The organism is Haemophilus sp. 27098_8_127, from assembly GCF_041433495.1.
Taxonomy (GTDB): domain Bacteria; phylum Pseudomonadota; class Gammaproteobacteria; order Enterobacterales; family Pasteurellaceae; genus Haemophilus_D.
On record NZ_JAPWBP010000001.1, the window covers coordinates 352,601 to 377,338 of the forward strand.

A 24,738-nucleotide genomic window follows, 5' to 3' on the forward strand; every position below is an offset into this window, starting at 1 on the left:
TGATATTTTGAATTTATAGGACAATTTTGTGGCATTAATTAGTTTAACTAACGCTTATCTTTCTTTTAGTGATCACCCCTTACTTGATCACGCCGAATTGCATATTGAACCGAATGAGCGCGTATGTTTGGTGGGGCGTAACGGTGCAGGTAAATCAACGTTATTAAAAATTATTGCAAAGCAAGTCACGATGGATGACGGTAAAGTGCAGTATGAAAAAGATTTAGTGGTTTCGCGTTTAGAACAAGACCCGCCTCGCCATGCTGAAGGGAATGTATTTGATTATGTGGCGGAAGGGATTGAGCATTTAGCGGATTTGTTAAAGGAATATCACCACATTTCGCAAGAATTGACACAAAATTACAGCGAACAAATTCTTAATCAACTAGCACAAGTGCAAGCTAAATTAGAGCATGCTAACGGCTGGCAGTTTGAAAATAAAATCAATGAAGTCCTGCAAAAGCTTGAGTTAAATCCCGATACCAAATTAGCGGATTTATCGGGTGGTTGGTTGCGTAAAGCCGCTCTTGCTCGTGCATTGGTGTGTAATCCTGATGTCTTGTTATTAGATGAACCGACCAACCACCTGGACGTAGATGCAATCGAATGGTTAGAAAACTTCTTATTAGAATTTACCGGAAGCATTGTGTTTATTTCCCACGACCGTTCTTTTATCCGTAAAATGGCGACCCGTATTGTCGATTTAGATCGCGGGAAATTAGTGTCTTATCCAGGTAATTATGATTTATACCTCACCACGAAAGAAGAAAACTTACGTGTCGAAGCGTTACAGAACGAGCTTTTCGATAAACGCTTAGCACAAGAAGAGGTTTGGATTCGTCAAGGTATTAAAGCACGTCGTACGCGTAATGAAGGACGTGTGCGCGCCTTAAAAGCCATGCGTGAAGAACGTCGCCAACGTCGTGAAGTGATGGGTACCGCCAAGTTACAATTAGATAACTCAAGTCGTTCTGGCAAAATCGTATTTGAAATGGAAAATGTAAGCTATGAAATTGAAGGCAAACAACTTCTCAAAGATTTCAGTACGACCATTTTACGTGGCGATAAAATTGCATTGGTTGGCCCAAATGGCTGCGGAAAAACCACCTTTATTAAACTTTTATTGGGTGAAATCAAACCAACCAGCGGTCGCATTCATTGCGGTACAAAATTAGATATTGCTTATTTTGACCAATATCGTGCTGATCTTGATCTGGAAAAAACGGTGATGGATAACGTTGCCGATGGCAAACAGGATATTGAGGTCAATGGTGTAAAACGTCATGTGTTGGGCTATTTGCAGGATTTCTTATTTCCACCGAAACGAGCGATGACACCCGTCAAAGCGCTTTCAGGTGGTGAACGTAACCGTTTGTTATTGGCTAAATTATTACTGAAACCGAATAACTTGCTGATTCTCGATGAACCAACCAATGACTTGGATGTAGAAACCTTAGAATTATTGGAAGAAATCCTCACGGATTATCAAGGCACCTTATTGATTGTCAGTCATGATCGTCAGTTTATTGATAATGTCGCGACTGAGTGTTATTTCTTTGAAGGCGATGGCGTATTGAATAAATACGTGGGCGGTTTCTTTGATGCGAAAGGACAACAAGCCAATTACTTTGCGATGAAAGCAGAGCAAGAGACCCCAAAATCCAAAAGAGAAGCACCAAAAGTACAGGAAAGTGCGGTCAAAAATGATGCTGTTTCTCAAAAGCCAAAATCCGTTAAACTTTCTTACAAAGAACAACGTGAGTTAGAACAGCTACCACAATTGTTGGAAGAATTGGAAGAGAAAATTACTGCACTTCAAGCTGAAATTGGTGACCCTCACTTTTTCCAACAAGCCCATGATGTAACAGATGCAAAGCTTAAGGAATTATCGGACACCGAAGCTGAACTTGAAACAGCTTTCCTCCGTTGGGAAGAACTTGAAGAGAAAAAAACTCAAGCTGAAGCAAAATAGAGGATAGATAAAAAAACCGAGCGAAATTGCTCGGTTTTTTTATTACATATTACTGATAAAAATCACCAAAATAATCACTGGAACCACAAACTTAACATAGTTAAACCAAATTGTGGTGAAGCGTGAATTTGGTGTTGGTGATAGTTCTTTTTTTGCATCGTCTTTTAACACAAAACCAACGAAAATCGCACAACCAAGTGCGGTCAACATAAAGAGAATATTGCCGCTGACGAAATCGAAGGCATCGAAAATGCTTTTACCGAAAATGGTGAAATCTTTCCAAAGGTTATCACCTAGAATAGAGGGTATATTACCTAATAAGAAAATCCCCATTAAGGTCACAAAAATTGCTTTACCACGGCGCATTCTGAGTTTTTCTTGCAATGCGGTGATGATGACTTCATAAATGGTAATTGATGTGGTTAATGCGGCAATAAGCAATAAGCCGAAGAATACGATAGCAAAGAATTTACCTGCCCATAAATGTGAGAATACAATTGGTAAACTTTGGAAAATCAAGGTTGGGCCAGCGTTAGGTTCAATGCCGAATGTGAATAATGATGGGAAGATCATAAAACCACATAACACAGCGATAATGGTATTGGTGAAACCCGTAATAACGGCTGTGTGAATAAGGTTTTCTTCCTTGTTTAAATAGCTGGAGAGGGTGATTAATACACCGAAACCAAGGCTTAATGCGAAGAACACTTGGCCTAATACGAAAATGAATAATTTAGGTGTAATTTTGCTGAAATCTGGTTTTAAGTAGAAAGTCACACCCTCCATTGCACCCGGTAAGGTAAGGTTACGAATCACCATGCCGATGAGGAAAATGAAGAGTAATGGCATTAAGTATTTTACGGAACGTTCAATCCCGCCGATGATACCTTTCGCTAAAATAATGTAATTCACTGCCACAAACAGGAAGGTGTAGAGCATGATTTCCCATGGGCTGTTGCTGATGTGTAAATCGTAGAAATCTTTGGCCACTTCTTTTGTAATTGGGGTACTGATATCAAGGGTATTATTCATCAGGCTGATGATATAAGACATCACCCAACCACCTAATACCATGTAATAAGCCATGATACCAAATGAGCCAAGAAGCCCCATGTAACCAAGAATCTTCCAATATTTGGAGATGTTTTTACCTTTATCTTGGATTTTGTCGCCAAAGGCATCAATGGAATTCACACGCAAACGGCGTCCGATAACATTTTCTACTAAAATCATCGGGATACCAATGACAATCATCGCGATACAAAAGAGGAGTACGTAGGCACCGCCGCCATTTTCACCCACTAAATAAGGGAAGCGCCACGTTGCCCCAAAGCCAACTGTCGCACCCGCAACGGTGAGCACATAAGTTAGTCGGCTAGACCATGTTTGGCGAGATTGATTGTTTGTTGTCATAATATATTCCGTTTGATTTTATTCGTTTAATATTCTGTTTTTTCTTTGTATTCACAGAGATCTTCAATAATGCAAGCTCCACATCGAGGTTTGCGCGCGGTACAAGTATAGCGCCCGTGCAAAATCAGCCAGTGATGTACATCCACTTTAAATTCTTTTGGCACAACTTTGAGTAGTTTTTCTTCCACTTTTACCACATCTTTGCCAGGGGCAAAGTTTGTGCGGTTGCATACGCGAAAAATATGCGTATCCACTGCAATAGTTGGATGACCGAAAGCGGTATTTAACACTACATTCGCCGTTTTTCTGCCGACTCCCGCAAGGGCTTCTAAGGCTTCACGACTTTCAGGTACTTCACCGTTGTGTTTTTCAACTAAATCACGGCAGGTTTTAATGATATTTTCTGCTTTGCTGTTATAAAGCCCGATGGTTTTAATGTATTCTTTTAACCCCTCTAAGCCGAGATCTAAAATAGCTTGTGGGGTATTTGCCACAGGGAATAATTTTGCTGTCGCTTTATTCACGCCTTTATCGGTCGCTTGAGCTGACAAAATCACAGCGATGAGTAATTCGAAAGGCGAATTATACTCTAATTCCGTGGTTGGATGCGGGTTTTGCTCCCGAAGTCGAGTGAGGATTTCAATTCGTTTAGCTTGGTTCATTTTTTCATATCAATTCGGTTTTTAATCGCCAGTAGAATGCCTAATCCAATAAACGCACCTGGCGGAAGAATAAAGAGTAAAAAGCTGCTGTCAGCGTGATAAATATGTAATGTCAGGAATTTGGCGCCTTGACCAAATAGGTTTTCAATGCCTTCAAAAAGGGTACCTTGGCCTAGGATTTCACGTAGCGCACCTAATACGGTGATACTTAATGCCATACCTAATCCCATCGAAAAACCATCCCAGGCTGCATGTGCTACGCTATTTTTAGAGGCAAAGGCTTCGGCACGACCGATGACGATACAGTTAGTCACGATTAAAGGAATAAAAATCCCAAGAGCTTGATAGAGTGTATAGGTATAAGCATTCATCAATAATTGCACCACGGTTACGGTGGTGGCAATAATCATCACATAAATCGGAATACGGATTTCATGAGGGATTTGTTTACGAAAGAGCGAAACAACGGTGTTTGTACAGGTTAAAACCAACATAGTTGCAAGGCCCAAACCCAATGCATTCGTCGCAGTACTTGATACAGCTAAGAGCGGACAAAGCCCCAATAATTGCACGAGGGTTGAGTTATTTTTCCATACGCCTTGAATAAAGATTTCTTTCCAAATAGAAGGCGTTTGCGTTATTTCTTCTGAATTTTCAACCGCACTTTGCTCATCAAGTGAGGTCGTTTTTTCGGTTAAATCAGTCATAATAAATATCCTATTGCGCGTATTTTTTTGCCATCTCGTTGAGTAATGCCTCATTTTCAAGCATCACGAGAGCAGAACGTTTTACTTGATTTACAATCGCGCGTGGCGTAATGGTTGCGCCAGAAAATTGATCAAATTTACCGCCATCTTTTTTGACCGCCCAATCTTTTAGGCTTTCTGGTACGATAACTTGGTTCGTAAAACTTAAAATCCAATTAGATATGCGAAGTTCGATTTTATCGCCCAATCCTGGGGTTTCATGATGTTCGATGACACGCACACCTAAAACTTCACCTTTTGGTGTGATTCCTACTAATAAACGGATATTCCCTGAATAACCATCTGGTGCTGTTGTTTCATAAGCATAGGCAGTGGGTACATGATCTTTAATAGCAAAATAGAGTTTTTGAATGCCTTTGAGTTTATCTTGCTCAGGTGTTTCTACGCTTTCAAGCAAGTTATTATTAAAATAATCTTGAGGGATCACTTGGAGTAATAACGCTTTTTGTTGTTCAGCCATGGCTTCATCAATTTTATCTTTTGTCAGCATATAAATGCCTGCAGAAACAGCGGTACATGTAAGCGCAATAAAACCTAATAACAAACCAAAACGGGAGGTGACTTTTAAAATACCCATTATTTTCTCCCTTTTGCAAAGTGGCCAGCTACACGAGGGCGGGTATAGTGATCGATAAGTGGTACACAAATATTACTTAACAAAATCGCAAATGCCACGCCGTCAGGGTAGTTTCCAAAGTAACGAATAAGGTAAACCAATAGTCCAACCAAAGTACCAAATACAAGCTTACCACGAGGTGTAATAGAAGCTGTGACAGGGTCAGTCGCAATAAAGAATGCGCCGAACATCATGGCACCGCTAAAGAGTTGGCTTATCATACTTAAATGATGATGGCCTGACATCGCAGTGATTGTTGCTAAGGTCACAAAGGTCACGAGCATTGAAACAGGAACTTGCCAGTGAATTTTTTTCTTTAAGATTAATACAATCCCACCAAGCATAAATGCCAGATTAACCTGCCACCAACCTTCAGCAAAGTCAGTCCCGTTTTGTAATAAAATCGGCAATTTTACAAAATCATGGAATACGCTTTCATCGCCTTGATGTAAGTTATAGAAGATTTTTGCGCTGTCTAATGGCGTCGCTTGTGTAATTCCATCAATGGAATGGACGAGTTGGCTTAAGCTAAAACCGTCAGTGGTTAAGCCTGTGAAAATTAAAGAAAGCGAATCCGCAAATGTTGGGGGTTCATTTAATAATGAAATAGGCGGCATCCAACTTGTCATTTGTAGAGGGAAAGAAATCAATAGCACCACATAACCCACCATAGCCGGATTAAAAGGATTTTGTCCCAAGCCGCCATAAACGTGTTTGCCTAGAATAACAGCAGAAAGCGTACCGATTAAAATCACCCAATAAGGTGCATAAGGCGGAATCGCCATCGCTAAAATTAAGGCAGTAAGCACCACGCTAAAATCTGAAATATAGACAAGATTTGCCTTATTGCGCAATTTGGTCACAATAAACTCAAGTAATAATGCGAAAGAAATAGCCAAGGCGGATTGCACCAAAACACCCATTCCAAAATAATAAATTTGTGTGAGCAGAGCAGGCAACATGGCTGCAATCACCCATAACATAATACGGGCGGTTAATTTGCCTGAATGGGTATGAGGCGAACTCACCATTTTCTTAAACATAATTTTTTCCTGCGTTATTCTGTTTCTTTGGCAGCTTCAGCCGCCGCTTTTTTTTGCTTTAGCTCTTGCTATGGCTGCTGCGATAGCGGCTTTTTTCGGATCAAGTGCGGTTGGATTTTCATCCGTTTTTTCGACCGCACTTTCAGTTTCATTTGTTGTAACTGCTTCACCTTGAGCGGCAGCTTTCTTGGCTTTAGCTCTCGCAATGGCTGCAGCTATTGCTGCTTTTTTCGGATCAAGTACGCTTGAATTTTCATCTGTTTTTTCTACTGCACTTTCAGTTGTATTTGTTGCAACTGTTTCACCTTGAGCAGCAGCTTTCTTCGCTTTGGCTCTTGCAATGGCTGCAGCTATAGCCGCTTTTTTCGGATCAAGTATGGTTGGATTTTCATCTGTTTTTTCTACTGCACTTTCAGTTGTATTTGTTGCAACTGTTTCACCTTGAGTAGCAGCTTTCTTCGCTTTGGCTCTTGCAATGGCCGCAGCTACTGCCGCTTTTTTCGGATCAAGTGCGGTTGGATTTTCATCTGTTTTTTCTACCACGCTTTCAGTTGCATTTGTCGCAACTGTTTCACCTTGAGCGGCCGCTTTTTTCGCTTTTGCTCTTGCGAGAGCAGCTGCAACAGCTGCTTTCTTCGCATCTTTTTCATTGGTTTGTGACGTTGTTGCATTTGTCACAGTGCCTGTATCTGCTTGCGCTTGTTGTTTAGCTAGGCGACGGGCTTTACGTTGCTCCATGAGCTCATGGTTATCTGGTAAGATTTCGCCTTTCTCAGATACGATAGTTTTTGTTTCTTTATTTGCTGCTAAACCCGCTTGTTTTGCTTTCAGGCGTTCTAATGCCGCTTTAACTGGGTCTTCACCTTTTTGTTTTGCAAGTTCTTCACGGCGAGCTTCTGCTGCGCGTTGTGAACGTGCTTTACGTTCTTGCTCCTCACGTTCCATACGAGCTTGTTTTGCTTCAAAACGGATTTTGGCTTCTTCTGCTTTTTTCGCTTTTTCTTTAATTTCCCAAATTTTGGCTTTTTCCTGACGGAAATATTGAATAAGCGGAATATGGCTTGGGCAAACATAAGCACACACGCCACATTCAATACAATCTTTTAAGCTATATTCTTCAGATTTTTGGTGATCTTCACTGCGAGCATACCAATAAAGTTGCTGTGGCATTAAATTAACAGGGCAAGCGTCAGAACAAGCAGAGCAGCGGATACAAGATTGTTCCGGTTCGGGTTCACCATATTCAAAATGATCAGGTGCCAATAGACAGTTAATTAATTTGGTGACGGGAGCATTGAGATCTGAAAGTTGCAATCCCATCATTGGTCCGCCTGCAAAAACAGGGAAGCGTTCGTCATATTGATAGCCAACTTGTGCCAATAAGTGGTCAACTGGTGTACCTAAGCGAACCCAGTAATTGCCTTTCTCGGAAATTTTATCACCCGTAAGCGTGACGACACGCTCAATCAAAGGCTCATCATTAATGACCGCTCTTTTTATCGCAAAAGCTGTGCCGACATTATGCATTAATACGCCAATATCGTAAGAACGTCCGCCACTTGGCACTTCCATGCCAGTAAGCAAATAAATCAGCTGTTTGGCTGCACCGGATGGATATTTGGTCGGAATAACGCGCAATTCAATGTCATTTGCACCATGTAGTGATTGTTGAATAGCCTGAATCGCTTCAGGTTTATTGTCTTCAACCGCAATCACCACTTTTTCAGGGCGTAAGATATAACGTAAGATGCGAATCCCTTCGATCATTTCATCGGTGTAATCACGCATTAAGCGGTCATCACAGGTAATATAGGGTTCACATTCTGCGCCGTTAATAATTAAGAGTTTAACTTTCTTTTCAGCCGATTGGATTTTGGCTGCAGTCGGGAATACCGCACCACCTAAGCCTGCAACGCCAGCTTGATAAATACGATCAATAAGTTGTTCGACAGATAATGTGAAGAATTCTTCAAGTGGAAATTGCTCACGCCATTTATCCAAGCCATCCGCTTGAATATGAATCATATCCTCGGTTAAACCAGAAGGATGAGGCGCAACATGTTTTCCGATAAATTTTACCGTACCAGAAGTCGGTGCATGAACAGGCAAGGTTCTTAAGCCATCACCTTGTGTTAAAGGTTGGCCTTTTAGGACATAATCGCCTTCTTTAACTAATACATTTCCTGCAGTGCCGGCATGCTGTTTAATCGGCACATAAAAATCATGAGCAAGTTCAGATTGCTGAATAGGGGATTGGTTTGATTGAGATTTCATTTCAGGTGGATGAATACCGCCTTTAAAATCCCAAATCTTGCCTGAGTTAAATCTCGTTAATACATCAGCCATTTGATTCCGACTCCCCAACCACTAATTTTTTCTCGATTTCTGTGGTATTTACAACCGGAATGACTAATTTAGGATCAAACTTCCAGTTCCAATTATCAATATTTTTTTTCACTTTAATCATGGAAATACAATCTGTCGGACAAGGTGCCACACAAAGTTCACATCCAGTACAGAGATCAGGAATAATAGTATGCATGGCTTTGTTTGTACCGATAATGGCATCAACAGGACAGGCTTGAATACATTTAGTACAGCCAATACACATATTCTCATCAATAAAGGCAACCATTTCTTCTGGTTCAGCGATATCATCCATTGCAGGTACATCAACGCCCATGATTTCGGCAATTTTTACTACCGCTGGGCGACCACCAGGCACACATTTTGTGATAACGTCACCATTGGCAATCGCTTCAGCATAAGGCTTGCAACCAGGATAGCCGCATTGCCCACATTGGCTTTGCGGTAAGATGGCATCAATTTTTTCGACGATAGGATCAGCTTTGACTTTTAATTTAATCGAAGCAACACCTAAAATCGCACCAAAAATTAAAGCGAGAACGGTTACTGAAATTAAGATAAACATTATTTTTTAGTGTTATTCCAAAATAAGCCGAGAAAAATCACTGTCACAGTAATAAACATTAAGAGATAAATCATTTTACTAACCCGGCGAAGCCCATAAAGGCGAGAGACATTAAACCGGCCGTAATTAACGCAATAGACGAGCCACGAAACGTAATGGGTACATCTGCAGCAACTAAACGTTCACGTAAGGCTGCAAATAAAACTAAAACCAAACTGAAACCTAAAGAGGCACCAAAACCATAAATGACAGATTCTGTTAAATTGTGTGCCAAATTCACGTTTAATAATGCCACACCGAGTACTGCACAGTTTGTGGTAATCAGGGGTAAGAAAATCCCTAATAAGCGATAAAGTGATGGGCTTGTTTTATTAATCACCATTTCGGTAAATTGAACCACAACGGCAATCACTAAAATGAAGACTAACGTGCGCAAGAATGTGGCGTTTAGCGGCATTAAAATATAATTATCGACTAAATAAGAACACAGTGACGCTACGGTTAATACGAATGTCGTAGCAAGCCCCATACCAATTGCCGTTTCAATCTTTTTGGACACGCCCATAAATGGACAAAGTCCTAAGAATTTGACCAAAACAAAGTTATTGATTAATGCGGTGCTGATAATGAGTAGAATGTAATGTGTCATTGCGTCTAAATTTATTTTACATAAGTGGCGTATTATCTCTATTTATCGCACTGAGAACAATAAAAAATTTGGGTTAGTGCGGTCAGTTTTTCCTTTGTTTTTTTATTTGCTAGTTGGTTCTTTCTGGCTATGTTGGAAATAGCGATACAGCTGCGGCAGCAATTGAGAAATCAGGTTAAGCTGCTGATATGGTAACGCAAAAGCCATATCTGCTTTAGTTTGATTGTCATCCAACTGAATTTCTTTTAGGCTTTGCTCAATATTACCTTGTAATTTGGCAAAGATTTCAGGACGAAGCTTTTCAATATTTTCCAGCGTATATAAAACCTTTTTCGCGACAGGATAAAAGTCTGCTAAAAATTCTGTAGTTTGCTGTAACTGCGTCATTTTATAGCGATATGCCCCTAAAGCAGAAATATAACTCAACAGAGAATAATTCATTTTTAGCAGGTCAAAACCTTCCTGCAAATAGGCTTGATATTTCTTCGGCTCATTATTCATATTGGAAAGCGTTGTACTCAATGCTGCCGCATATTGATGAGCATTACGGCGTGCAATACGGTATTTCAAATCATCGCTTTTACCAAATTGTAGTTGGCTTATGATGTGCAATAAATATTGTGCATCACTTTGAATCGCTTGGTGGCTCACTTTATCGAGTTGCAGATATTTCCAATCCGGCCATAAATAAGAAACTGCAAACCATGCAATGGCTGAACCTAATACGGTATCGATGAGGCGAGGAAAGAGCGCCGCCTGAGTATCAAATCCCATCACATCAAAGCTGATCAACACTTGCAGCGTAATAAAGAACGTGGAGAAACTGTAATTATTACTTCGGAAGAAGAAAAAGAGCGTACTGGTCACCACCATTAAGCCAAGTTTCATCTCTAATGTTGGGTTGAGATATGGCAATAAGGAACCAATAATTACCCCTAAAATCGTACCAATAATACGCTGACGTAACCGCACTTTTGTCGCTGAATAGTTCGGCTGACATACAAAGACCGCAGTAAGCAAAATCCAGTAACCCAAATTAAATTGGAAAAATTCAACAATAGCGCAACACAAAAACACCACGATAGACAAACGCACGGCATGACGGAAAAGTGGTGACTCAAAAGTGAAATTACTTCCAATAACAGAAAGAATATTTTTTAATCCTGTAATTTGTTCGGTATGAATTTGTGCCGTTTGCTCATTTTCACTGGTTTCTTGCTCAAGCTGACGTAGCTGCCAGTTAATGCTTTGCAGGTTATCAATCAGTGTTTGAAGGGCTAGCAAAACATTGTTTTGATTAGTATGTTCTTTGCTATACAGCTCAAGGGATTGAATTGTGCCCATTAACGCTTTTTCTACGCGAATATTATAGTGATAAGGCGTATTTTGACGTAAGCAAGCCGTAATATCGTGACAGGCTTGTGCTTGTAATTCGAGCAAACGCTGAATGCGGAAAATTAAGTCCGTATTCTTGAGCTGTTCCGCAATTTGTCGATAATCAAAATGTGTTGAATTTGCACGCTCATGAATGTCTTGCGCAGCAAAATAATAGCGGATCATGCGTTGTGTGCGAACATGGCGATGTTGTCCACGTATACGATAGAAAAGCGCTGTTCTGGCTTGATTGAAAGCCTCCACCACATTGGTGTTTTTCATCGCAAAATTAAGATGTTTTTTCTCGATTTCATCAATTTCATCAGGATCAAAAAATTCGGATTTGGCATCTAAATAATTGCCTAAGGCACAAAACGCTTTTGCCACACTTTCTTGTACAGGACGATTTGGAAAAAAGAGATAGACGATGATGGTCACAATACTGTAGAGCAAAGTACCTAATAAAATCATTACAGGATTGATAAACCAACTCGCAGAATTATCCGGTGTATAAGTGAGGGTGGTATAAATGGCTACCACCAGCGTACCAAAAGCAATGGTGCGATAACGTTCACCTACGGCGCCAACCATCGTAAATAAAAAGGTGATGATGGTCATCAGCAATACGTATTGAATGGGTTTACCAATATTGAGTTGAACGATGAAGGTTGAAATAGAAAAGGCAATTAATGTGTAAAAAATATTTTTTAATCGTCCGGTAAGACGATTATCTAAATCCACTAAACCGCCTGCAATAATCCCTAAAATTAAGGGCATAGATTGCGTGGAAATATCAAAAAACCAGACGCCGAACGCTGCGATATTCACTGCAATAAAAATAGGTATTGAAGCGATTACTTTTGCATTAAGCCATTGGTTCATGTTGATATCCTTGCTTATTATTTAAATGACTAAAAAATGAATGACAAAAAAGTGAGCGGGAAGGCTCACTTCTTTATCAAAGTGCGGTTAAAAAAACGATTATTTTTGTTTTTTTGCCCAGTTTAAGAAACGAGTTTGGGTTTCTTTATCGGCTTGTTGGAACCAGTATTGTAATTGTTGTTCAGCAACGTTTTCACCTTGCACAACAACTTTGCCTTTCGCTGCTTTTCCTGATGCTGCAGGCATCATACCTACTGCAGGTACTGCTAAAGCTGAAACCGCTGCGGGTGCATTAGATGCATTATACTCAGCGAGGTCATTAACAATATTCGCTGATGGGAATAAACCTTCTTGTTTTAAGGTATCCACTTTAGCATCAATCACATTACCTGATTTAGTTTTAACGGTAATTTGTGGTTGTGCATTAAATTTTTCGCCATCTTCTTGCGAACGAATTTTTTCTGCAGATAACACAACATCATCAGCCGTACCTTTGAAGGTCACAATAATAGGATTAGACTCAAAAAGTCCTTGGCTAGAACCAGTACCGACGATTTCACCTAAACGTACCACAACTTGTTGTGTTTGGTCAGCTTCAGCATTGAATGATTTTTTTTCTTTTAGAAGGGATTTGCTGGCTTTTTGGCCGTTGATTGCAAGAAACTCAAGGTTTGATGACGTGGTGACCGTACCGGCTAAACTGCTCGCACTGACTGCAAAGGCAACAACACCTAATGCAAACTGACATAATTTCATAATTACTCCTTTTATTTTTTGAATGAAATTAGATGATTGTAATGCTATGCTAAATTTTAAAAAATGGGAATAGGAAAGTGCGGTTAATTTTTAAAAAGTTTTTGTAACAAAGGAGCAAATCATGGCAAAACGATTTGTCGTATATGGTCGAGTTCAAGGTGTCGGGTTTCGCTATTTTACATGGAAAGAAGCAGAGAAAATTGGTATTAAAGGCACGGTAAGAAATTGTACAGACGGCAGTGTCGAAATCATTGCGGAAGGCAATGATGACCAACTGCAACACTTTTATGATTGGTTAAACGTCGGGCCAAGAACCGCAAGTGTTGAACGGGTCTTAGTCGATAATATTGAAGATAAACGATATCCTGACTTTTCGATTATTCATCGTTAAAACTGACCGCACTTTACAGTGTGAATTGATGCTCGTAGAATACGCCGCTTATTTATAGATAGGAAAAATCATGCGTAATCAAACAAAACTTCATCTTCAACAATTACAACTTGCTATGCAAAAACTTGATTTATGGCAAGCGGTTCCACCTTCACAAGATGCCTTTTTAAGTGAAGAGCCTTTTGCTATTGATACTATGTCACCAGAAGAATGGTTGCAATGGATTTTTATTCCAAGAATGTTTGCCTTACTTGAAAGTGGTGCTGAATTACCTTCAAAAATTGCGGTGTCACCTTATTTAGAGGAAGCATTTAAAGAAGCAGAAGAAGATTTTTTAGTTGAATTATTAACACCGTTACGTGAATTAGAAGCCTTATTACAAAATCAATAAATGTTAGAAATCTTATATCAAGACGAATATCTTGTCGCCGTTAATAAGCCTGCAGGCATATTGGTACATCGTAGCTGGCTTGATACTCATGAAACGCAATTTGTGATGCAAACCTTGCGCGATCAAATCGGGCAGCATGTTTTTCCGATTCATCGATTAGACCGACCTACATCAGGTGTTTTGCTGTTTGCTTTAAATAGTGAAATAGCAAATTTAATGTGTCAGCAATTTGAACAGAAAACAGTGCAAAAATCTTATTTAGCGATTGTTCGAGGGTATTTGCAAGGCAAAGGACAAATTGATTATCCACTTAAAATTCAATTAGATAAGATTGCGGATAAGTTTGCGCAAGAAGATAAAGCGCCTCAAGAGGCAGTGACGGATTATGAGGGCTTAAACATTGTGGAAATGCCTTATGCGGTAGGGCGTTATCAAACCACGAGATACTCCTTAGTGAAGCTAACCCCCCAAACAGGCAGAAAACATCAGTTACGACGTCACATGAAACATATCTTTCATCCTATTTTAGGGGATACGCAATATGGTGATTTACATCAAAATCGTGCATTGACGGAACATTCAGGCTGTCAGCGTTTATTTTTACATGCCGATACACTTATTTTTAAGCATCCTATTCATTCAACAAGAATAGAAATTAAAGCAGATTTAGATGAACAATGGATGAAAGTGATGGAATTATTTAATTGGTCGATTTAATGAGAAAAAATCATGTTAGATATTAATTTAACCCACGAACAGCAACAAAAAGCAGTAGAACAAATTCAGGAATTAATGGCACAAGGAATTAGCAGCGGTGAGGCCATTCAAATTGTGGCAAAAGCGTTACGTGAAATTCATCAAAAAGATGAAAAAGAGAATTCTGCAAGTAAATAAATAAAAATTTTGTGATCAATGTATCATTTTTAAAGTTTCCTTGTTGCATAAAAAAATAAAATGTTTGAATATATTTCCAATTGAGGTGATAAGGCATGAGTCTTATTGTTTTTAAGTATTAAGGGCGAAGCCTAATAGAGGTCTACTATGGAAATTGGTGTAGTAAAATGGTTTAACAACGCAAAAGGATTTGGGTTTATTTCTGCAGAAGGCGTGGATACAGACATCTTTGCACATTATTCAGCAATTGAAATGGATGGTTACCGTTCATTGAAAGCAGGGCAACGTGTGCAATTTGAAGTGATTCACGGCGACAAAGGATCTCACGCCACAAAAATTATTCCGATTGCGGAATAGGCGAAACGCTAAAACGTTTCAAAAATCTTCTCTATTTAGCATAATCAAAAGCCAAGATTTCGGTCTTGGCTTTTTTTCATCTTATTTATTGAGCAAGTTTTTCAAACCGGCTTTCATTGCCGTCATTTGACTTTCATATAACGCTTTGCTTTCACGTTCATCAATCATATAGGTGATGGTTTCAGAAAGCGTCATTTTCATTTTTCGTGAATATTTAGACAAACGAAGCCAAACGCCATATTCTAAATCAATGGATTTTTTCTTCGTTGATTGTTTCTCTGCATTAAAAAAGCGTTTACGTCTTGCACGAATAGCCTGATCAAGCTTAATAGGTAAATCAAGAGAAAGGTGATTTTTAATCCACTCTTCGATTTTTTCAGGATAATTCTGACATTCTATTAATTCTTGAACTTTGCTTTCTTCTAAGCTTTTTTCTTCGTAACGGGTAATTTTTTCCCCTTCGCGATGTTTGCGAATGAGATAAATCCATTTCCAGTTTGCTTCTTGGTTTTCTAATTTTTGATATTTCATCGTTTTATTATACTTTTTAGTGACGTGGTAACCTCATAAATATACGCTGTTTAAATAAATTTTTCCAGTAGATTTTTATAACGGATTTTCACTCAGGGTGAAGTGTGCGATAATACCGCCAATTTAATTAAAGCGAGATATGTCGTGACTTCTACATCTTCGGAACAAGCCTTAAATTGGCAAGCCTTACAACCAGAATTATCGATTACTGAACTTTCAGCTGAAAAGGCTGATTTTTGGTCATTACAAAAACATGCCACAAAAGCGATTTCTTTATTCTTAAAACAACCTCGTCGTTCTTTGCTGGTTTTAAAAGCCGATGATCAAGCAGAATATGCAGATTTATTAGCAGAACTTATTCGTCAAGAACAGCCAAAAGAGCGGTCAGTTTTTGGGGTGAATTATGTCGTTGAGCAGGGGGATTCTTTTTCTTTCCCTCGTATTTATACCGAGCCAGCTCAATCACCAGCAGATAATTTTGCCGCACAAGGTGATGTGTTGAAGGCATTACACGCTGATCAATTTAGTCTTTTTGGTAGTGTACGCGTTCATCCAAGTTCGCAAGATATTTTGCTTACACCAGGTTTAGTGCATCAAGCCAATGGGGGCGTTTTGATTTTAAGCGCAGCAACGATGCTAAGCCAATTTGATTTATGGCAACGCTTAAAACATATTTTACAAACGCAAACTTTTGATTGGTATTCAGCTCATCCATTTAAAACCTTGCCTTGTGATATTCCAAGTTATCCACTTAATTTAAAAGTGGTGATTTTAGGCAATCGCACTGAAATTGCGACCTTAGGTGAGTTAGAAGAAGATCTTTACAGCTTGGCTGATTATGCAGAAATTGAAAGCTACTATTCTGTTGCCCAACCTAAAGCACAAGAAAATTGGGCTAATTATGTGTTGGCATTAGCCTCAAAATATGAACTTGATTTAGATTTAACTGCATTGAATAAACTCTATCAGTTATTGGTGCGTGAGAGTGAAGACCGCTTTTTAATTAACATTTCCCCGTTAAAAACAACGGAAATGTTACTCAATGCTGCGACGTTGTCACAAAAACAAACCTTAAGTGCGGTTGATTTTGAGCAAGCTTTTAAACAAAAAAATGAACAGCATGGTTTTTTACGTGAACGTACTTATGCAGATATTCTCAACGAACAAATTTATGTAGAAACCAACGGTGAAATTGTTGGGCAGATTAATGGCTTGTCTGTGATTGAATATCCAGGCACACCGGTTTGTTTTGGTGAACCTTCTCGCATCAGCTGTTTAGTGCAGTTTGGTGATGGTGAAGTCGTGGATGTGGAGCGTAAAAACGAATTAGCGGGCAACCTCCACGGGAAAGGTATGATGATTTCTGAAGCATGCTTGGCAAGTATCTTAGAGTTGCCATCACAGTTGCCATTTTCTGCTTCTTTAGTATTTGAGCAGTCTTATGGTGAAATTGATGGTGACAGTGCGTCTCTAGCTATTTTCTCCGTATTAGTCAGCGCGTTATCTGATTTGCCATTGCCACAAAATATTGCGATTACGGGTACCATTGACCAATTTGGTTTGGTGCATGCGGTAGGCGGAGTGAATGATAAAATTGAAGGCTTTTTCACCATTTGCCAACGTCGTGGTTTGACGGGTAAACAAGGGGTGATTATTCCTGCGACGACGATTCAACAACTAAGCTTATCTGACGAAGTGGTTGAGGCGGTGAAAAATGAGCAGTTCTTTATCTATCAAGTCGAGGATATTTATCAAACAGCCAAAATCCTATTTGACCGCGATTTATTGGAAGAGAAAGAAGAATATGCGAAGGGCAAAGAGCCTATTGCACGTTTAATTCAAAATCGAATTGCTTTTCGTTCGGAAACGCCGAAAAAAAACTGGTTAGATTTCTTTAAATCTTAATTTCTTTAAAGCGAACCTTGAGTTCGCTTTTCTTTTATGTGAATTTTACTGACTGATCCGACAAGTTGAGCTAACAAGTGTTTGCTGTTTACATTTCTTATAAATCCCCATAGAATCTGCACTTATTGTTTGTAACCAAGCAAAACTATATATACAAGGAAATAAAAAATGGAAAACACCTGTACACCCAACATCAAAAGCAGCTACACTTATGAAGATTTATTAGCTTCTGGTCGTGGTGAATTATTTGGTAAAGAAGGCCCGCAACTTCCAGCACCAACCATGTTGATGATGGATCGCATTGTAAAAATGACCGAAGATGGCGGTGCGTTTGGTAAAGGGTATATTGAAGCGGAATTAGATATTCATCCAGATTTACCGTTTTTCGGTTGTCACTTTATTGGTGACCCCGTTATGCCTGGTTGCTTAGGCTTAGATGCGATGTGGCAATTAGTGGGTTTCTTCCTTGGCTGGGTAGGCGGTAAAGGTAAAGGCCGTGCATTAGGCGTAGGTGAAGTGAAATTTACCGGACAAATCTTACCAACCGCGAAAAAAGTGGTTTACCGTATCAATATGAAACGCGTAATTAATCGCAAATTAGTAATGGGAATGGCTGATGGTGAAGTGGAAGTAGATGGTCGTGTTATCTACACTGCAACCGATTTAAAAGTTGGCTTATTCCAAGATACATCAAGTTTCTAATTCAAATAAACACAACATCATATAAAAATAATAGCCCGATTCATTCGGGCTTTTCTTTTTCTATTCTTCGTCAATAATATCGACAAATTCGGCATTCAGTAATTTAGCCAAATCTTGAGGCGCTAATTCGACGCTTAATCCACGTTTTCCACCTGAAACAAAAATCGTATCAAACTCAAGTGCGGTCGAATTTATCACAGTTTTTACCCGTTTCTTTTGACCTAATGGGCTAATGCCACCGACTAAATATCCCGTGCTTTTTTGTGCCGCATCTTTATCGGCCATTTCAACTTTTTTTACACCAATTGATTTTGCCGCTTTCTTTAAACTCAACATATTTGCTGTGGAAAGCACAAAACACGCTAATTTTTTCTGATCACCATTTTCAGCAACTAAAAGTGTTTTAAAGGATTGGTGCGGATCAAGCCCAAGTTTTTCAGCGGCTTCATCGCCAAAATGTGTATTGTTAGGGTCATGATCGTAAGTATGGAGAGTAAAAGGAATTTTATTTTTCTTTAGTAAATCAATTGCTGGTGTCATCTGATTTCCTTATGTATTTATCAGTCTTTTTTCTGTAGAATGAATCGGTTCAGAACATTTTACAGCGGAGAGAAAAATGGACGCAAGCCTAAATATTGCTATTGCAGCAGAATTTGATCTATGTGAAAAAATTGCCGAAGCACTTGAACAAAGTGAGCTAGATGTAGGCAATGTTTCGATTGTAGAAATTTATCCTTTTGAAGAAGAACAAGCGATACGTTTTCGCAATAAAGCCGTTGCTCAATTAGCCACTGATGAGATTGAGTGGGATAGCGTTAATTATCTTTTCTTCGCAGGCCAAATTGACCAAGCGCCTTTATTAGCACAAACCGCAGAAAGTGGCTGTGTGGTGATTGATTTAAAAGGGATTTGCTCTGCATTGTCTGATGTACCCGTCGTAGTTCCTACAATCAATGAAGAAAATCTGACTGAATTAAGACAACGTAACATTGTGAGTTTACCTGATCCGCAAGTGAGTCAATTAGCTTTATCTCTACTACCAATTATTCAACAAACAAATTTAACTCAAGTCTTTGCTACGTCACTTTTACCTGCGTCTTATACAGATGGTGAAACCGTGAATAAACTTGCGGGTCAAACTGCTCGTTTACTGAATGGTATGCCATTGGAAGAAGGTGAAACCCGTTTTGCCTTTGATGTGTTTCCACAACAAGCGGCTAATTTAAATCTGCAATTACAAAAAATCTTCCCGCAGTTAGACAATGTCATTTTCCATCAAATTCAAGTACCTGTCTTCTACGGCATGGCACAAAAAGTGACAGCACTTTCAGATTATGAATTTGATTTCCAACCACAACAAGGCGAATTGATTGAATTACATGATAGCCTTATTACGCCTGTGATTAATGGCGAAAACGAAAATGGTGAAGAAAGCGTAAAATTGCATATCAGCCAACAAAGTGCGGTTGAAAACGGTATAGAATTTTGGACGGTTGCTGACGAGCAACGTTTCAATATCGCCTTATTAGGTGTGAAATTACTTGAGTCGATTTATCACCAAGGTTATTAATTTAAGTTAAGGGGAAAACAATGCAACAATCTTTACTTGAACGCCTTTTTTCCATTAAAGAAAAGGGCAGTACCACCAAAACCGAAATTATCGCGGGTATCACCACCTTCTTTACCATGGTGTATATCGTGTTTGTAAACCCATCCGTATTAGGTGATGCGGGAATGGATAAACAAGTTGTTTTCGTGACTACTTGTTTAATCGCCGCGCTCGGTACCATTGCGATGGGATTATTCAGTAATTTACCTATCGCCCTTGCACCGGCTATGGGACTCAATGCGTTCTTTGCTTATGTAGTCGTTGGCAAGCTTGGTTATTCTTGGGAAGTGGGCATGGGCACTATTTTCTGGGGCTCGATTGGTTTATTTGTTCTCACCTTATTCCAAATCCGTTATTGGTTAATGGCTTCGATTCCACTTTCATTGCGCGTGGGAATTGGTGCAGGTATCGGCTTTTTTATTGCGTTAATTGGCTTTAAAAATATGGGATTGGTTGTAGAGAATCCTGCAACCTTAGTGGCATTAGGCAATTTACATGATCCTAAAATTCTGCTTGGCGTATTAGGTTTCTTCATTATCGTAGTTTTAGCTGCACGTAATATTTTCTCTGGTGTTTTAATTTCTATCGCGGTAGTCACTGGATTAGCGCTTTTAATTGACGACCAAGTTACCTTCCACGGCATTGTTTCGATGCCACCAAGTTTAGGTGCGGTTGTCGGTAAAGTGGATATTGCAGGTGCTTTAGATACCGCTTTGCTCGGCATCATTTTCTCTTTCCTTTTAGTAAACCTATTTGACTCATCAGGCACCTTATTAGGCGTGACCGATAAAGCAGGTTTCAGCGATGAGAAAGGTCGTTTCCCGAAAATGAAACAAGCTCTTTATGTAGATAGCGTGAGTGCGGTAGTAGGTTCTTATATCGGCACATCCGCTATTAGTACTTATATTGAAAGTGGTGCAGGGGTTTCAGTTGGTGGTAGAACAGGTTTAACAGCAGTAACAGTCGGTGTTTTATTCTTACTTACCATTTTCTTCTCGCCACTTGCTAGTGTTGTACCAGCTTATGCAACCGCAGGGGCATTAGTCTATGTAGGGATTTTAATGGCATCTAGTCTTATTCGTGTACACTGGGATGATTTAACTGAAGCCACCCCTGCTTTTATCACTGCAGCGATGATGCCATTTACTTATTCAATTACTGAAGGTATCGCATTTGGCTTTATTAGTTATTGCGTCATGAAGGCCTGTACAGGTAGAATACGCGAGGTCAATGCCCCTGTGTGGGTGGTGTCTTTATTATTTGTAGCCAAGTTCGTTTGGGTTGGCTGATTTCATAAAGGCGTAATTTATTACGCCTTCATTTTTATAGCATTGCAACAAGGAGTGCGTCATGCAAAATATTCTTTTTATCGTCAATGATTCCACATATAGTGGAGAGAAAACGTTCAACGCTGTTCGTTTCGCCATCAATATGAAAGAAGAGCACAGCAAGGATGTGAATATTAAATTATTCTGCTTTTCTGATGCGATTTTATGCGGTATTGCGGGGCAAAACCCAAATGAAGGCTTCAATATCCAACAACTTATCGATATTTTAGCGGCACAAGGTGCTGAAATTAAATTATGCACCAGCTGCGTAAAAGCACGTGGTTTATTAGATGCTAAATTAATTGACGGCGTGACCCTTGGTACCTTAGATGATGTATCCGAGTGGACATTATGGGCGGATAAAGTTTTAACGTTCTAATTTCTGATAAAACTGACAAAATAAAAAGGTGTAATCAATAATAGATTGCACCTTTTTAATTCTATATAGTCGGTTTAAGTTTTTAAACCTCGCCACCAATCCCAACAAATTTCTCAACAAAGGCAACGATCTTTTGGAAAATGCTTTGTTTTTTCGTGAGATATTGCGGATTAAGCGGACTCATTTTCGGTAGGGCCTCATTTAAATCCGTACCTTGTTCGCTAGCATATCCGCGTTTTAAGGACACGTTAATATAACGCTTCGCAGCATCAATATTCAGGCCTTCACTGCTAATTAATTCGTCAGCTTCTTTCTGTTGCTCTTTTTGGGCAAATTGGAAGAAGGACTCAATAATACCGGCTTTATCGACAATGCTATCTAAGTCCGTTTGATTAATAAAATCTACGATCAAACTTTCTTTGGCTCGATTACCTAGACTCGCTCGGATTGTGGTTCGAATTTCATCAATCAGCTCAGCCTTATTTTTCATTTTTTTGTTGTGTTCAAAAATCAATTCTAAGATGTAATCTAGATTGATTTCTTGAGATTTTAATAAATCCACTTCAAACACCACATCGTCCCAATCAATGGTCGATTTTGCTTTTTCCTCGCTATCTTTTTGACGACGGAGCCAATCCCGAATATCGTTGTAAGTCGAACGGTAATTCTGAATGCTACGTTCGCTTGGCATATCAATAGGTTGCATTTCAGTAAAAGCCTCATCCGTTAAATAATATTTTTCTTTAAAGGCTTCAACGGCTTTTGCATCACTGGTATCGAGCGATTGAAATGCTTGTAAAGCAGCGAACTCATCATAGTTTTGCAGAATGTTTTCAACCCGCAAATATTCACCAAATAATTTTACAAAGTCTTTCTTGTCTTTTTCTGTTTGAATTAAATCTGGATCAGGGAAGCGTTCTTGCAATTCAGCAATAACCTCTAAATACCCACGACGGGCCACACCCGCATCGGTAAAGCCTTCCATATATTCTTGGTAACTTTTTTCTAATACGATATTGCGTGTATTGGATTTACCGAAAAGGGTAATCGCATCAATGGTATCTTGTTCCAAATCACGGAAAGTGACGATATTGCCAAAACTTTTGGTGCTGTTGTAAATGCGGTTTGTACGAGAATAAGCTTGAATCAAACCATGGTAACGTAAGTTTTTATCTACAAATAACGTGTTTAAGGTTGGGGCATCAAAACCAGTTAAAAACATTCCAACGACAATCAACAAATCCACTTCTTTGTTTTTGACGCGTTTGGCGAGATCACGATAGTAGTTTTGGAACGATTTCGCATCCACATCATAATTAGTGGCAAAATAGCCGTTGTAATCATCAATGGCAGATTTTAAAAACTCCTTCGCAGATGAGTTCATTGCCTCCACTTCAAAACTTTCATCGACAATATCGCCAATCGCATCTTGCTCTTCATTTGCGGCAAACGAAAAGATTGTTGCAATTTTAAGTGGATTTTTGACCGCACTTTGTAACTGTTTAAAAGTTTGATAATAAGCTTTGGCTGCATCCACGCTACTTACCGCAAACATCGCATTAAAGCCATTGTTACCCGCATTAAAGCGATGGGTCTTTTGCTTGAAATTATCTAGAACATATTGGGCAATTTGCTCAATACGTTTAGGTTGTAAAAAGGCTTGTTTTTTCTCGAGTTTTGTTAGCTCTTCAAGATTCTTTTCAGTTTCGATGCTCTTGAATTGTGGTCGTACATCATTGTAATCCACTTTAAATTTCAGCACTTTTTCATCACGAATCGCATCGGTAATAATATAAGAATGGAGTGGGCTTCCAAATACACTTTTTGTTGTATCCTTACCTAATGCGTTTTCTGGGAAAATCGGTGTACCAGTAAACCCAAATTGATAGTATTTTTTGAATTTTCTCGTTAGATTTTTTTGCGCTTCACCAAATTGAGAACGATGGCATTCATCAAAGATAAAAACGACCTGTTTATCGTAAATCGGTAATTTATCTTCCGATTTCATCAGGTTGTTGAGTTTTTGAATGGTGGTAACAATGATCTTATTGTCGTCTTTTTCGATATTGCGTTTTAATCCTGCCGTACTTTCTGAACCATTTACACTATCAGGTGAAAAGCGTTGGTATTCTTTCATAGTTTGATAGTCCAAATCCTTTCTATCTACCACGAAGAATACTTTTTCAATAAAGTCTAATTCCGTCGCAAGGCGTGCAGCTTTAAAGCTAGTGAGCGTTTTGCCTGAGCCCGTAGTGTGCCAAATGTAACCGCCACTGTCTGTATTGCTCCAATTTTTCGCCAGATATGAGCTCTTGATTTTCCATAAAATCCGCTCGGTGGCAGCAATTTGATATGGGCGCATAATCAATAGGGTGTCGGAAACATCAAAAACGCAGTAATTCACTAACACATTGAGCAGGGTATGTTTTTGTAGGAATGTCGCCGTAAAATCCTTTAAATCTTTAATCAGAGTATTTTTTGCCGTTGCCCAATTCATTGTGAAGTCGTAGCTGTTTTTATCGCGCTTTGTAGTGTTGGCAAAATAGCGGGTATCTGTGCCATTAGAAATGACAAAAATCTGAATATATTTAAAGAGAGAATTTTCTTTATTGAAACTTTCTTTGCTATAGCGGTGAATTTGATTAAAAGCTTCACGAATCGCCACGCCACGTTTTTTTAATTCAATATGTACAAGCGGTAAACCATTGACCAAAATGGTCACATCATAACGATTGTCATAGCTGCCAGTTTGTTCAAATTGATTGATAACTTGCACGGCGTTATTGGCAAGATTTTTCTTATCTAGCAGATAAATATTCTGAATGCGTCCATTATCAAACACAAAATCATAAATATAGTCATCATGAATTTTACGGGTTTTCTCAATCAGACTATCGCTCGGTTTATCCAAATACTCCTCTAAAAAACGTCGCCATTCCGCATCAGAGAAAACTACATTGTTCAATCGTTGTAATTGCGCCCGTAAGTTTTTAACCAACGCATCATGACTATTGATATCTTGTAAATACTCATAGCCTTGCGCCTGTAAATCACGAATAAATTCACGTTCAAGACTCCCTTCCGTTTGATAACCAGCATTGGGTTCTTCCACAACAAACTTTTTGTATTGATCTAAAACGATAAAATTATTGGATTCAGTGATGGTGGAGTAGTTGATCATAGGT

Annotated in this window: 24 protein-coding genes; 11 read left to right on the plus strand and 13 right to left on the minus strand. The window is 39.1% G+C overall.

The genetic code is table 11. The annotated features are described in order from the left end of the window. The first annotated feature begins 28 nt into the window (after nucleotides 1-28). The gene (locus O3746_RS01665) at nucleotides 29-1,972 is read left to right on the plus strand and encodes an ABC transporter ATP-binding protein (RefSeq protein WP_371447655.1); all 1,944 of its coding nucleotides are present in this window, start codon (nucleotides 29-31) and stop codon (nucleotides 1,970-1,972) included. Nucleotides 1,973-2,014: 42 nt separating this feature from the next. On the opposite strand, the gene O3746_RS01670 is transcribed toward O3746_RS01665, so the two are convergent. The 10 genes from O3746_RS01670 to O3746_RS01715 form a co-directional block, all read right to left on the minus strand. After that, complete coding sequence (locus O3746_RS01670) at nucleotides 2,015-3,385, minus strand: sodium-dependent transporter (protein ID WP_371447657.1); 1,371 nt, start codon at nucleotides 3,383-3,385, stop codon at nucleotides 2,015-2,017. 26 nt (nucleotides 3,386-3,411) lie between these two features. Beyond that, nucleotides 3,412-4,047, minus strand: coding sequence for an endonuclease III (gene nth / locus O3746_RS01675; RefSeq protein ID WP_005696036.1), 636 nt, complete (start codon nucleotides 4,045-4,047; stop codon nucleotides 3,412-3,414). Next, nucleotides 4,044-4,754: an electron transport complex subunit E gene (locus tag O3746_RS01680; protein ID WP_005699035.1), complete on the minus strand. Its 711-nt coding sequence runs from the start codon at nucleotides 4,752-4,754 to the stop codon at nucleotides 4,044-4,046. The genes nth and O3746_RS01680 overlap by 4 nt, the downstream gene beginning before the upstream one ends. A 10-nt stretch (nucleotides 4,755-4,764) precedes the next feature. Next, on the minus strand, nucleotides 4,765-5,391 hold the full coding sequence (rsxG, locus tag O3746_RS01685) for an electron transport complex subunit RsxG (protein WP_070592148.1): 627 nt from the start codon (nucleotides 5,389-5,391) through the stop codon (nucleotides 4,765-4,767). Then, entirely contained in the window at nucleotides 5,391-6,473 is a 1,083-nt protein-coding gene (rsxD, locus tag O3746_RS01690) for an electron transport complex subunit RsxD (RefSeq protein ID WP_070592144.1), read from the minus strand. The genes rsxG and rsxD overlap by 1 nt, the downstream gene beginning before the upstream one ends. Nucleotides 6,474-6,509: 36 nt before the next feature. Continuing rightward, nucleotides 6,510-8,819, minus strand: a complete 2,310-nt coding sequence (gene rsxC, locus O3746_RS01695) for an electron transport complex subunit RsxC (protein ID WP_371447658.1) — start codon at nucleotides 8,817-8,819, stop codon at nucleotides 6,510-6,512. After that, entirely contained in the window at nucleotides 8,812-9,405 is a 594-nt protein-coding gene (rsxB, locus tag O3746_RS01700) for an electron transport complex subunit RsxB (RefSeq protein ID WP_371447659.1), read from the minus strand. Before rsxB ends, rsxC begins: the two co-directional genes overlap by 8 nt. Before the next feature lie 70 nt (nucleotides 9,406-9,475). Then, nucleotides 9,476-10,054, minus strand: coding sequence for an electron transport complex subunit RsxA (gene rsxA / locus O3746_RS01705; protein ID WP_371447660.1), 579 nt, complete (start codon nucleotides 10,052-10,054; stop codon nucleotides 9,476-9,478). 102 nt (nucleotides 10,055-10,156) lie between these two features. Continuing rightward, on the minus strand, nucleotides 10,157-12,310 hold the full coding sequence (yccS, locus tag O3746_RS01710) for a YccS family putative transporter (RefSeq protein ID WP_371447661.1): 2,154 nt from the start codon (nucleotides 12,308-12,310) through the stop codon (nucleotides 10,157-10,159). 99 nt (nucleotides 12,311-12,409) lie between these two features. Next, complete coding sequence (locus O3746_RS01715) at nucleotides 12,410-13,066, minus strand: DUF2057 domain-containing protein (protein ID WP_070775371.1); 657 nt, start codon at nucleotides 13,064-13,066, stop codon at nucleotides 12,410-12,412. 121 nt (nucleotides 13,067-13,187) lie between these two features. Here O3746_RS01715 and O3746_RS01720 point away from each other — a divergent pair, with 121 nt between their 5' ends. The 5 genes from O3746_RS01720 to cspD all read left to right on the plus strand — a co-directional run bounded on the left by O3746_RS01720 (nucleotide 13,188) and on the right by cspD (nucleotide 15,099). Beyond that, nucleotides 13,188-13,457 (plus strand): acylphosphatase, encoded by a 270-nt coding sequence (locus O3746_RS01720; protein WP_083315416.1) that lies wholly within the window; start codon nucleotides 13,188-13,190, stop codon nucleotides 13,455-13,457. 70 nt (nucleotides 13,458-13,527) lie between these two features. Continuing rightward, the gene (locus O3746_RS01725; protein ID WP_005696046.1) at nucleotides 13,528-13,848 is read left to right on the plus strand and encodes a YqcC family protein; all 321 of its coding nucleotides are present in this window, start codon (nucleotides 13,528-13,530) and stop codon (nucleotides 13,846-13,848) included. Continuing rightward, nucleotides 13,849-14,565, plus strand: coding sequence for a tRNA pseudouridine(65) synthase TruC (gene truC, locus O3746_RS01730; protein ID WP_295673556.1), 717 nt, complete (start codon nucleotides 13,849-13,851; stop codon nucleotides 14,563-14,565). Nucleotides 14,566-14,577: 12 nt separating this feature from the next. Continuing rightward, nucleotides 14,578-14,742, plus strand: coding sequence for a YoaH family protein (locus O3746_RS01735; RefSeq protein ID WP_197544572.1), 165 nt, complete (start codon nucleotides 14,578-14,580; stop codon nucleotides 14,740-14,742). 147 nt (nucleotides 14,743-14,889) lie between these two features. Next, nucleotides 14,890-15,099, plus strand: coding sequence for a cold shock domain-containing protein CspD (gene cspD, locus O3746_RS01740; protein ID WP_005696050.1), 210 nt, complete (start codon nucleotides 14,890-14,892; stop codon nucleotides 15,097-15,099). A gap of 81 nt (nucleotides 15,100-15,180) precedes the next feature. Here cspD and matP read toward each other — a convergent pair whose 3' ends face one another. Further along, nucleotides 15,181-15,630, minus strand: coding sequence for a macrodomain Ter protein MatP (gene matP, locus O3746_RS01745; RefSeq protein WP_005696051.1), 450 nt, complete (start codon nucleotides 15,628-15,630; stop codon nucleotides 15,181-15,183). 102 nt (nucleotides 15,631-15,732) lie between these two features. On the opposite strand from matP, the gene O3746_RS01750 reads away from it, so the two are divergent. Both O3746_RS01750 and fabA read left to right on the plus strand, forming a co-directional pair. Continuing rightward, on the plus strand, nucleotides 15,733-17,535 hold the full coding sequence (locus tag O3746_RS01750; protein ID WP_070592131.1) for a Lon protease family protein: 1,803 nt from the start codon (nucleotides 15,733-15,735) through the stop codon (nucleotides 17,533-17,535). Between the two features lie 168 nt (nucleotides 17,536-17,703). Then, complete coding sequence (gene fabA, locus O3746_RS01755) at nucleotides 17,704-18,237, plus strand: bifunctional 3-hydroxydecanoyl-ACP dehydratase/trans-2-decenoyl-ACP isomerase (protein WP_005698958.1); 534 nt, start codon at nucleotides 17,704-17,706, stop codon at nucleotides 18,235-18,237. 60 nt (nucleotides 18,238-18,297) lie between these two features. On the opposite strand, the gene ybaK is transcribed toward fabA, so the two are convergent. After that, on the minus strand, nucleotides 18,298-18,777 hold the full coding sequence (gene ybaK / locus O3746_RS01760; protein WP_005696054.1) for a Cys-tRNA(Pro) deacylase: 480 nt from the start codon (nucleotides 18,775-18,777) through the stop codon (nucleotides 18,298-18,300). Between the two features lie 76 nt (nucleotides 18,778-18,853). On the opposite strand from ybaK, the gene O3746_RS01765 reads away from it, so the two are divergent. The 3 genes from O3746_RS01765 to O3746_RS01775 all read left to right on the plus strand — a co-directional run bounded on the left by O3746_RS01765 (nucleotide 18,854) and on the right by O3746_RS01775 (nucleotide 21,553). Next, entirely contained in the window at nucleotides 18,854-19,807 is a 954-nt protein-coding gene (locus O3746_RS01765; protein ID WP_070592129.1) for an oxidoreductase, read from the plus strand. Nucleotides 19,808-19,827: 20 nt separating this feature from the next. Continuing rightward, nucleotides 19,828-21,135, plus strand: a complete 1,308-nt coding sequence (locus O3746_RS01770; RefSeq protein ID WP_371447662.1) for an NCS2 family permease — start codon at nucleotides 19,828-19,830, stop codon at nucleotides 21,133-21,135. Nucleotides 21,136-21,196: 61 nt separating this feature from the next. Further along, the gene (locus tag O3746_RS01775; protein ID WP_005696059.1) at nucleotides 21,197-21,553 is read left to right on the plus strand and encodes a DsrE/DsrF/TusD sulfur relay family protein; all 357 of its coding nucleotides are present in this window, start codon (nucleotides 21,197-21,199) and stop codon (nucleotides 21,551-21,553) included. Between the two features lie 82 nt (nucleotides 21,554-21,635). Here the strand turns inward: O3746_RS01775 and O3746_RS01780 are convergent, their stop codons facing one another. Beyond that, nucleotides 21,636-24,734 (minus strand): type I restriction endonuclease subunit R, encoded by a 3,099-nt coding sequence (locus O3746_RS01780; protein ID WP_371447663.1) that lies wholly within the window; start codon nucleotides 24,732-24,734, stop codon nucleotides 21,636-21,638. Nucleotides 24,735-24,738 lie beyond the last annotated feature (4 nt).

What these genes read in the sequence shown, in the direction of transcription:
- O3746_RS01670 (WP_371447657.1), bottom strand. Translation starts at nt 3,385, where the DNA reads ATGACAACAAACAATCAATCTCGCCAAACATGGTCTAGCCGACTAACT.
- nth (WP_005696036.1), bottom strand. Translation starts at nt 4,047, where the DNA reads ATGAACCAAGCTAAACGAATTGAAATCCTCACTCGACTTCGGGAGCAA.
- O3746_RS01680 (WP_005699035.1), bottom strand. Translation starts at nt 4,754, where the DNA reads ATGACTGATTTAACCGAAAAAACGACCTCACTTGATGAGCAAAGTGCG.
- rsxG (WP_070592148.1), bottom strand. Translation starts at nt 5,391, where the DNA reads ATGGGTATTTTAAAAGTCACCTCCCGTTTTGGTTTGTTATTAGGTTTT.
- rsxD (WP_070592144.1), bottom strand. Translation starts at nt 6,473, where the DNA reads ATGTTTAAGAAAATGGTGAGTTCGCCTCATACCCATTCAGGCAAATTA.
- rsxC (WP_371447658.1), bottom strand. Translation starts at nt 8,819, where the DNA reads ATGGCTGATGTATTAACGAGATTTAACTCAGGCAAGATTTGGGATTTT.
- rsxB (WP_371447659.1), bottom strand. Translation starts at nt 9,405, where the DNA reads ATGTTTATCTTAATTTCAGTAACCGTTCTCGCTTTAATTTTTGGTGCG.
- rsxA (WP_371447660.1), bottom strand. Translation starts at nt 10,054, where the DNA reads ATGACACATTACATTCTACTCATTATCAGCACCGCATTAATCAATAAC.
- yccS (WP_371447661.1), bottom strand. Translation starts at nt 12,310, where the DNA reads ATGAACCAATGGCTTAATGCAAAAGTAATCGCTTCAATACCTATTTTT.
- O3746_RS01715 (WP_070775371.1), bottom strand. Translation starts at nt 13,066, where the DNA reads ATGAAATTATGTCAGTTTGCATTAGGTGTTGTTGCCTTTGCAGTCAGT.
- O3746_RS01720 (WP_083315416.1), top strand. Translation starts at nt 13,188, where the DNA reads ATGGCAAAACGATTTGTCGTATATGGTCGAGTTCAAGGTGTCGGGTTT.
- O3746_RS01725 (WP_005696046.1), top strand. Translation starts at nt 13,528, where the DNA reads ATGCGTAATCAAACAAAACTTCATCTTCAACAATTACAACTTGCTATG.
- truC (WP_295673556.1), top strand. Translation starts at nt 13,849, where the DNA reads ATGTTAGAAATCTTATATCAAGACGAATATCTTGTCGCCGTTAATAAG.
- O3746_RS01735 (WP_197544572.1), top strand. Translation starts at nt 14,578, where the DNA reads ATGTTAGATATTAATTTAACCCACGAACAGCAACAAAAAGCAGTAGAA.
- cspD (WP_005696050.1), top strand. Translation starts at nt 14,890, where the DNA reads ATGGAAATTGGTGTAGTAAAATGGTTTAACAACGCAAAAGGATTTGGG.
- matP (WP_005696051.1), bottom strand. Translation starts at nt 15,630, where the DNA reads ATGAAATATCAAAAATTAGAAAACCAAGAAGCAAACTGGAAATGGATT.
- fabA (WP_005698958.1), top strand. Translation starts at nt 17,704, where the DNA reads ATGGAAAACACCTGTACACCCAACATCAAAAGCAGCTACACTTATGAA.
- ybaK (WP_005696054.1), bottom strand. Translation starts at nt 18,777, where the DNA reads ATGACACCAGCAATTGATTTACTAAAGAAAAATAAAATTCCTTTTACT.
- O3746_RS01765 (WP_070592129.1), top strand. Translation starts at nt 18,854, where the DNA reads ATGGACGCAAGCCTAAATATTGCTATTGCAGCAGAATTTGATCTATGT.
- O3746_RS01770 (WP_371447662.1), top strand. Translation starts at nt 19,828, where the DNA reads ATGCAACAATCTTTACTTGAACGCCTTTTTTCCATTAAAGAAAAGGGC.
- O3746_RS01775 (WP_005696059.1), top strand. Translation starts at nt 21,197, where the DNA reads ATGCAAAATATTCTTTTTATCGTCAATGATTCCACATATAGTGGAGAG.
- O3746_RS01780 (WP_371447663.1), bottom strand. Translation starts at nt 24,734, where the DNA reads ATGATCAACTACTCCACCATCACTGAATCCAATAATTTTATCGTTTTA.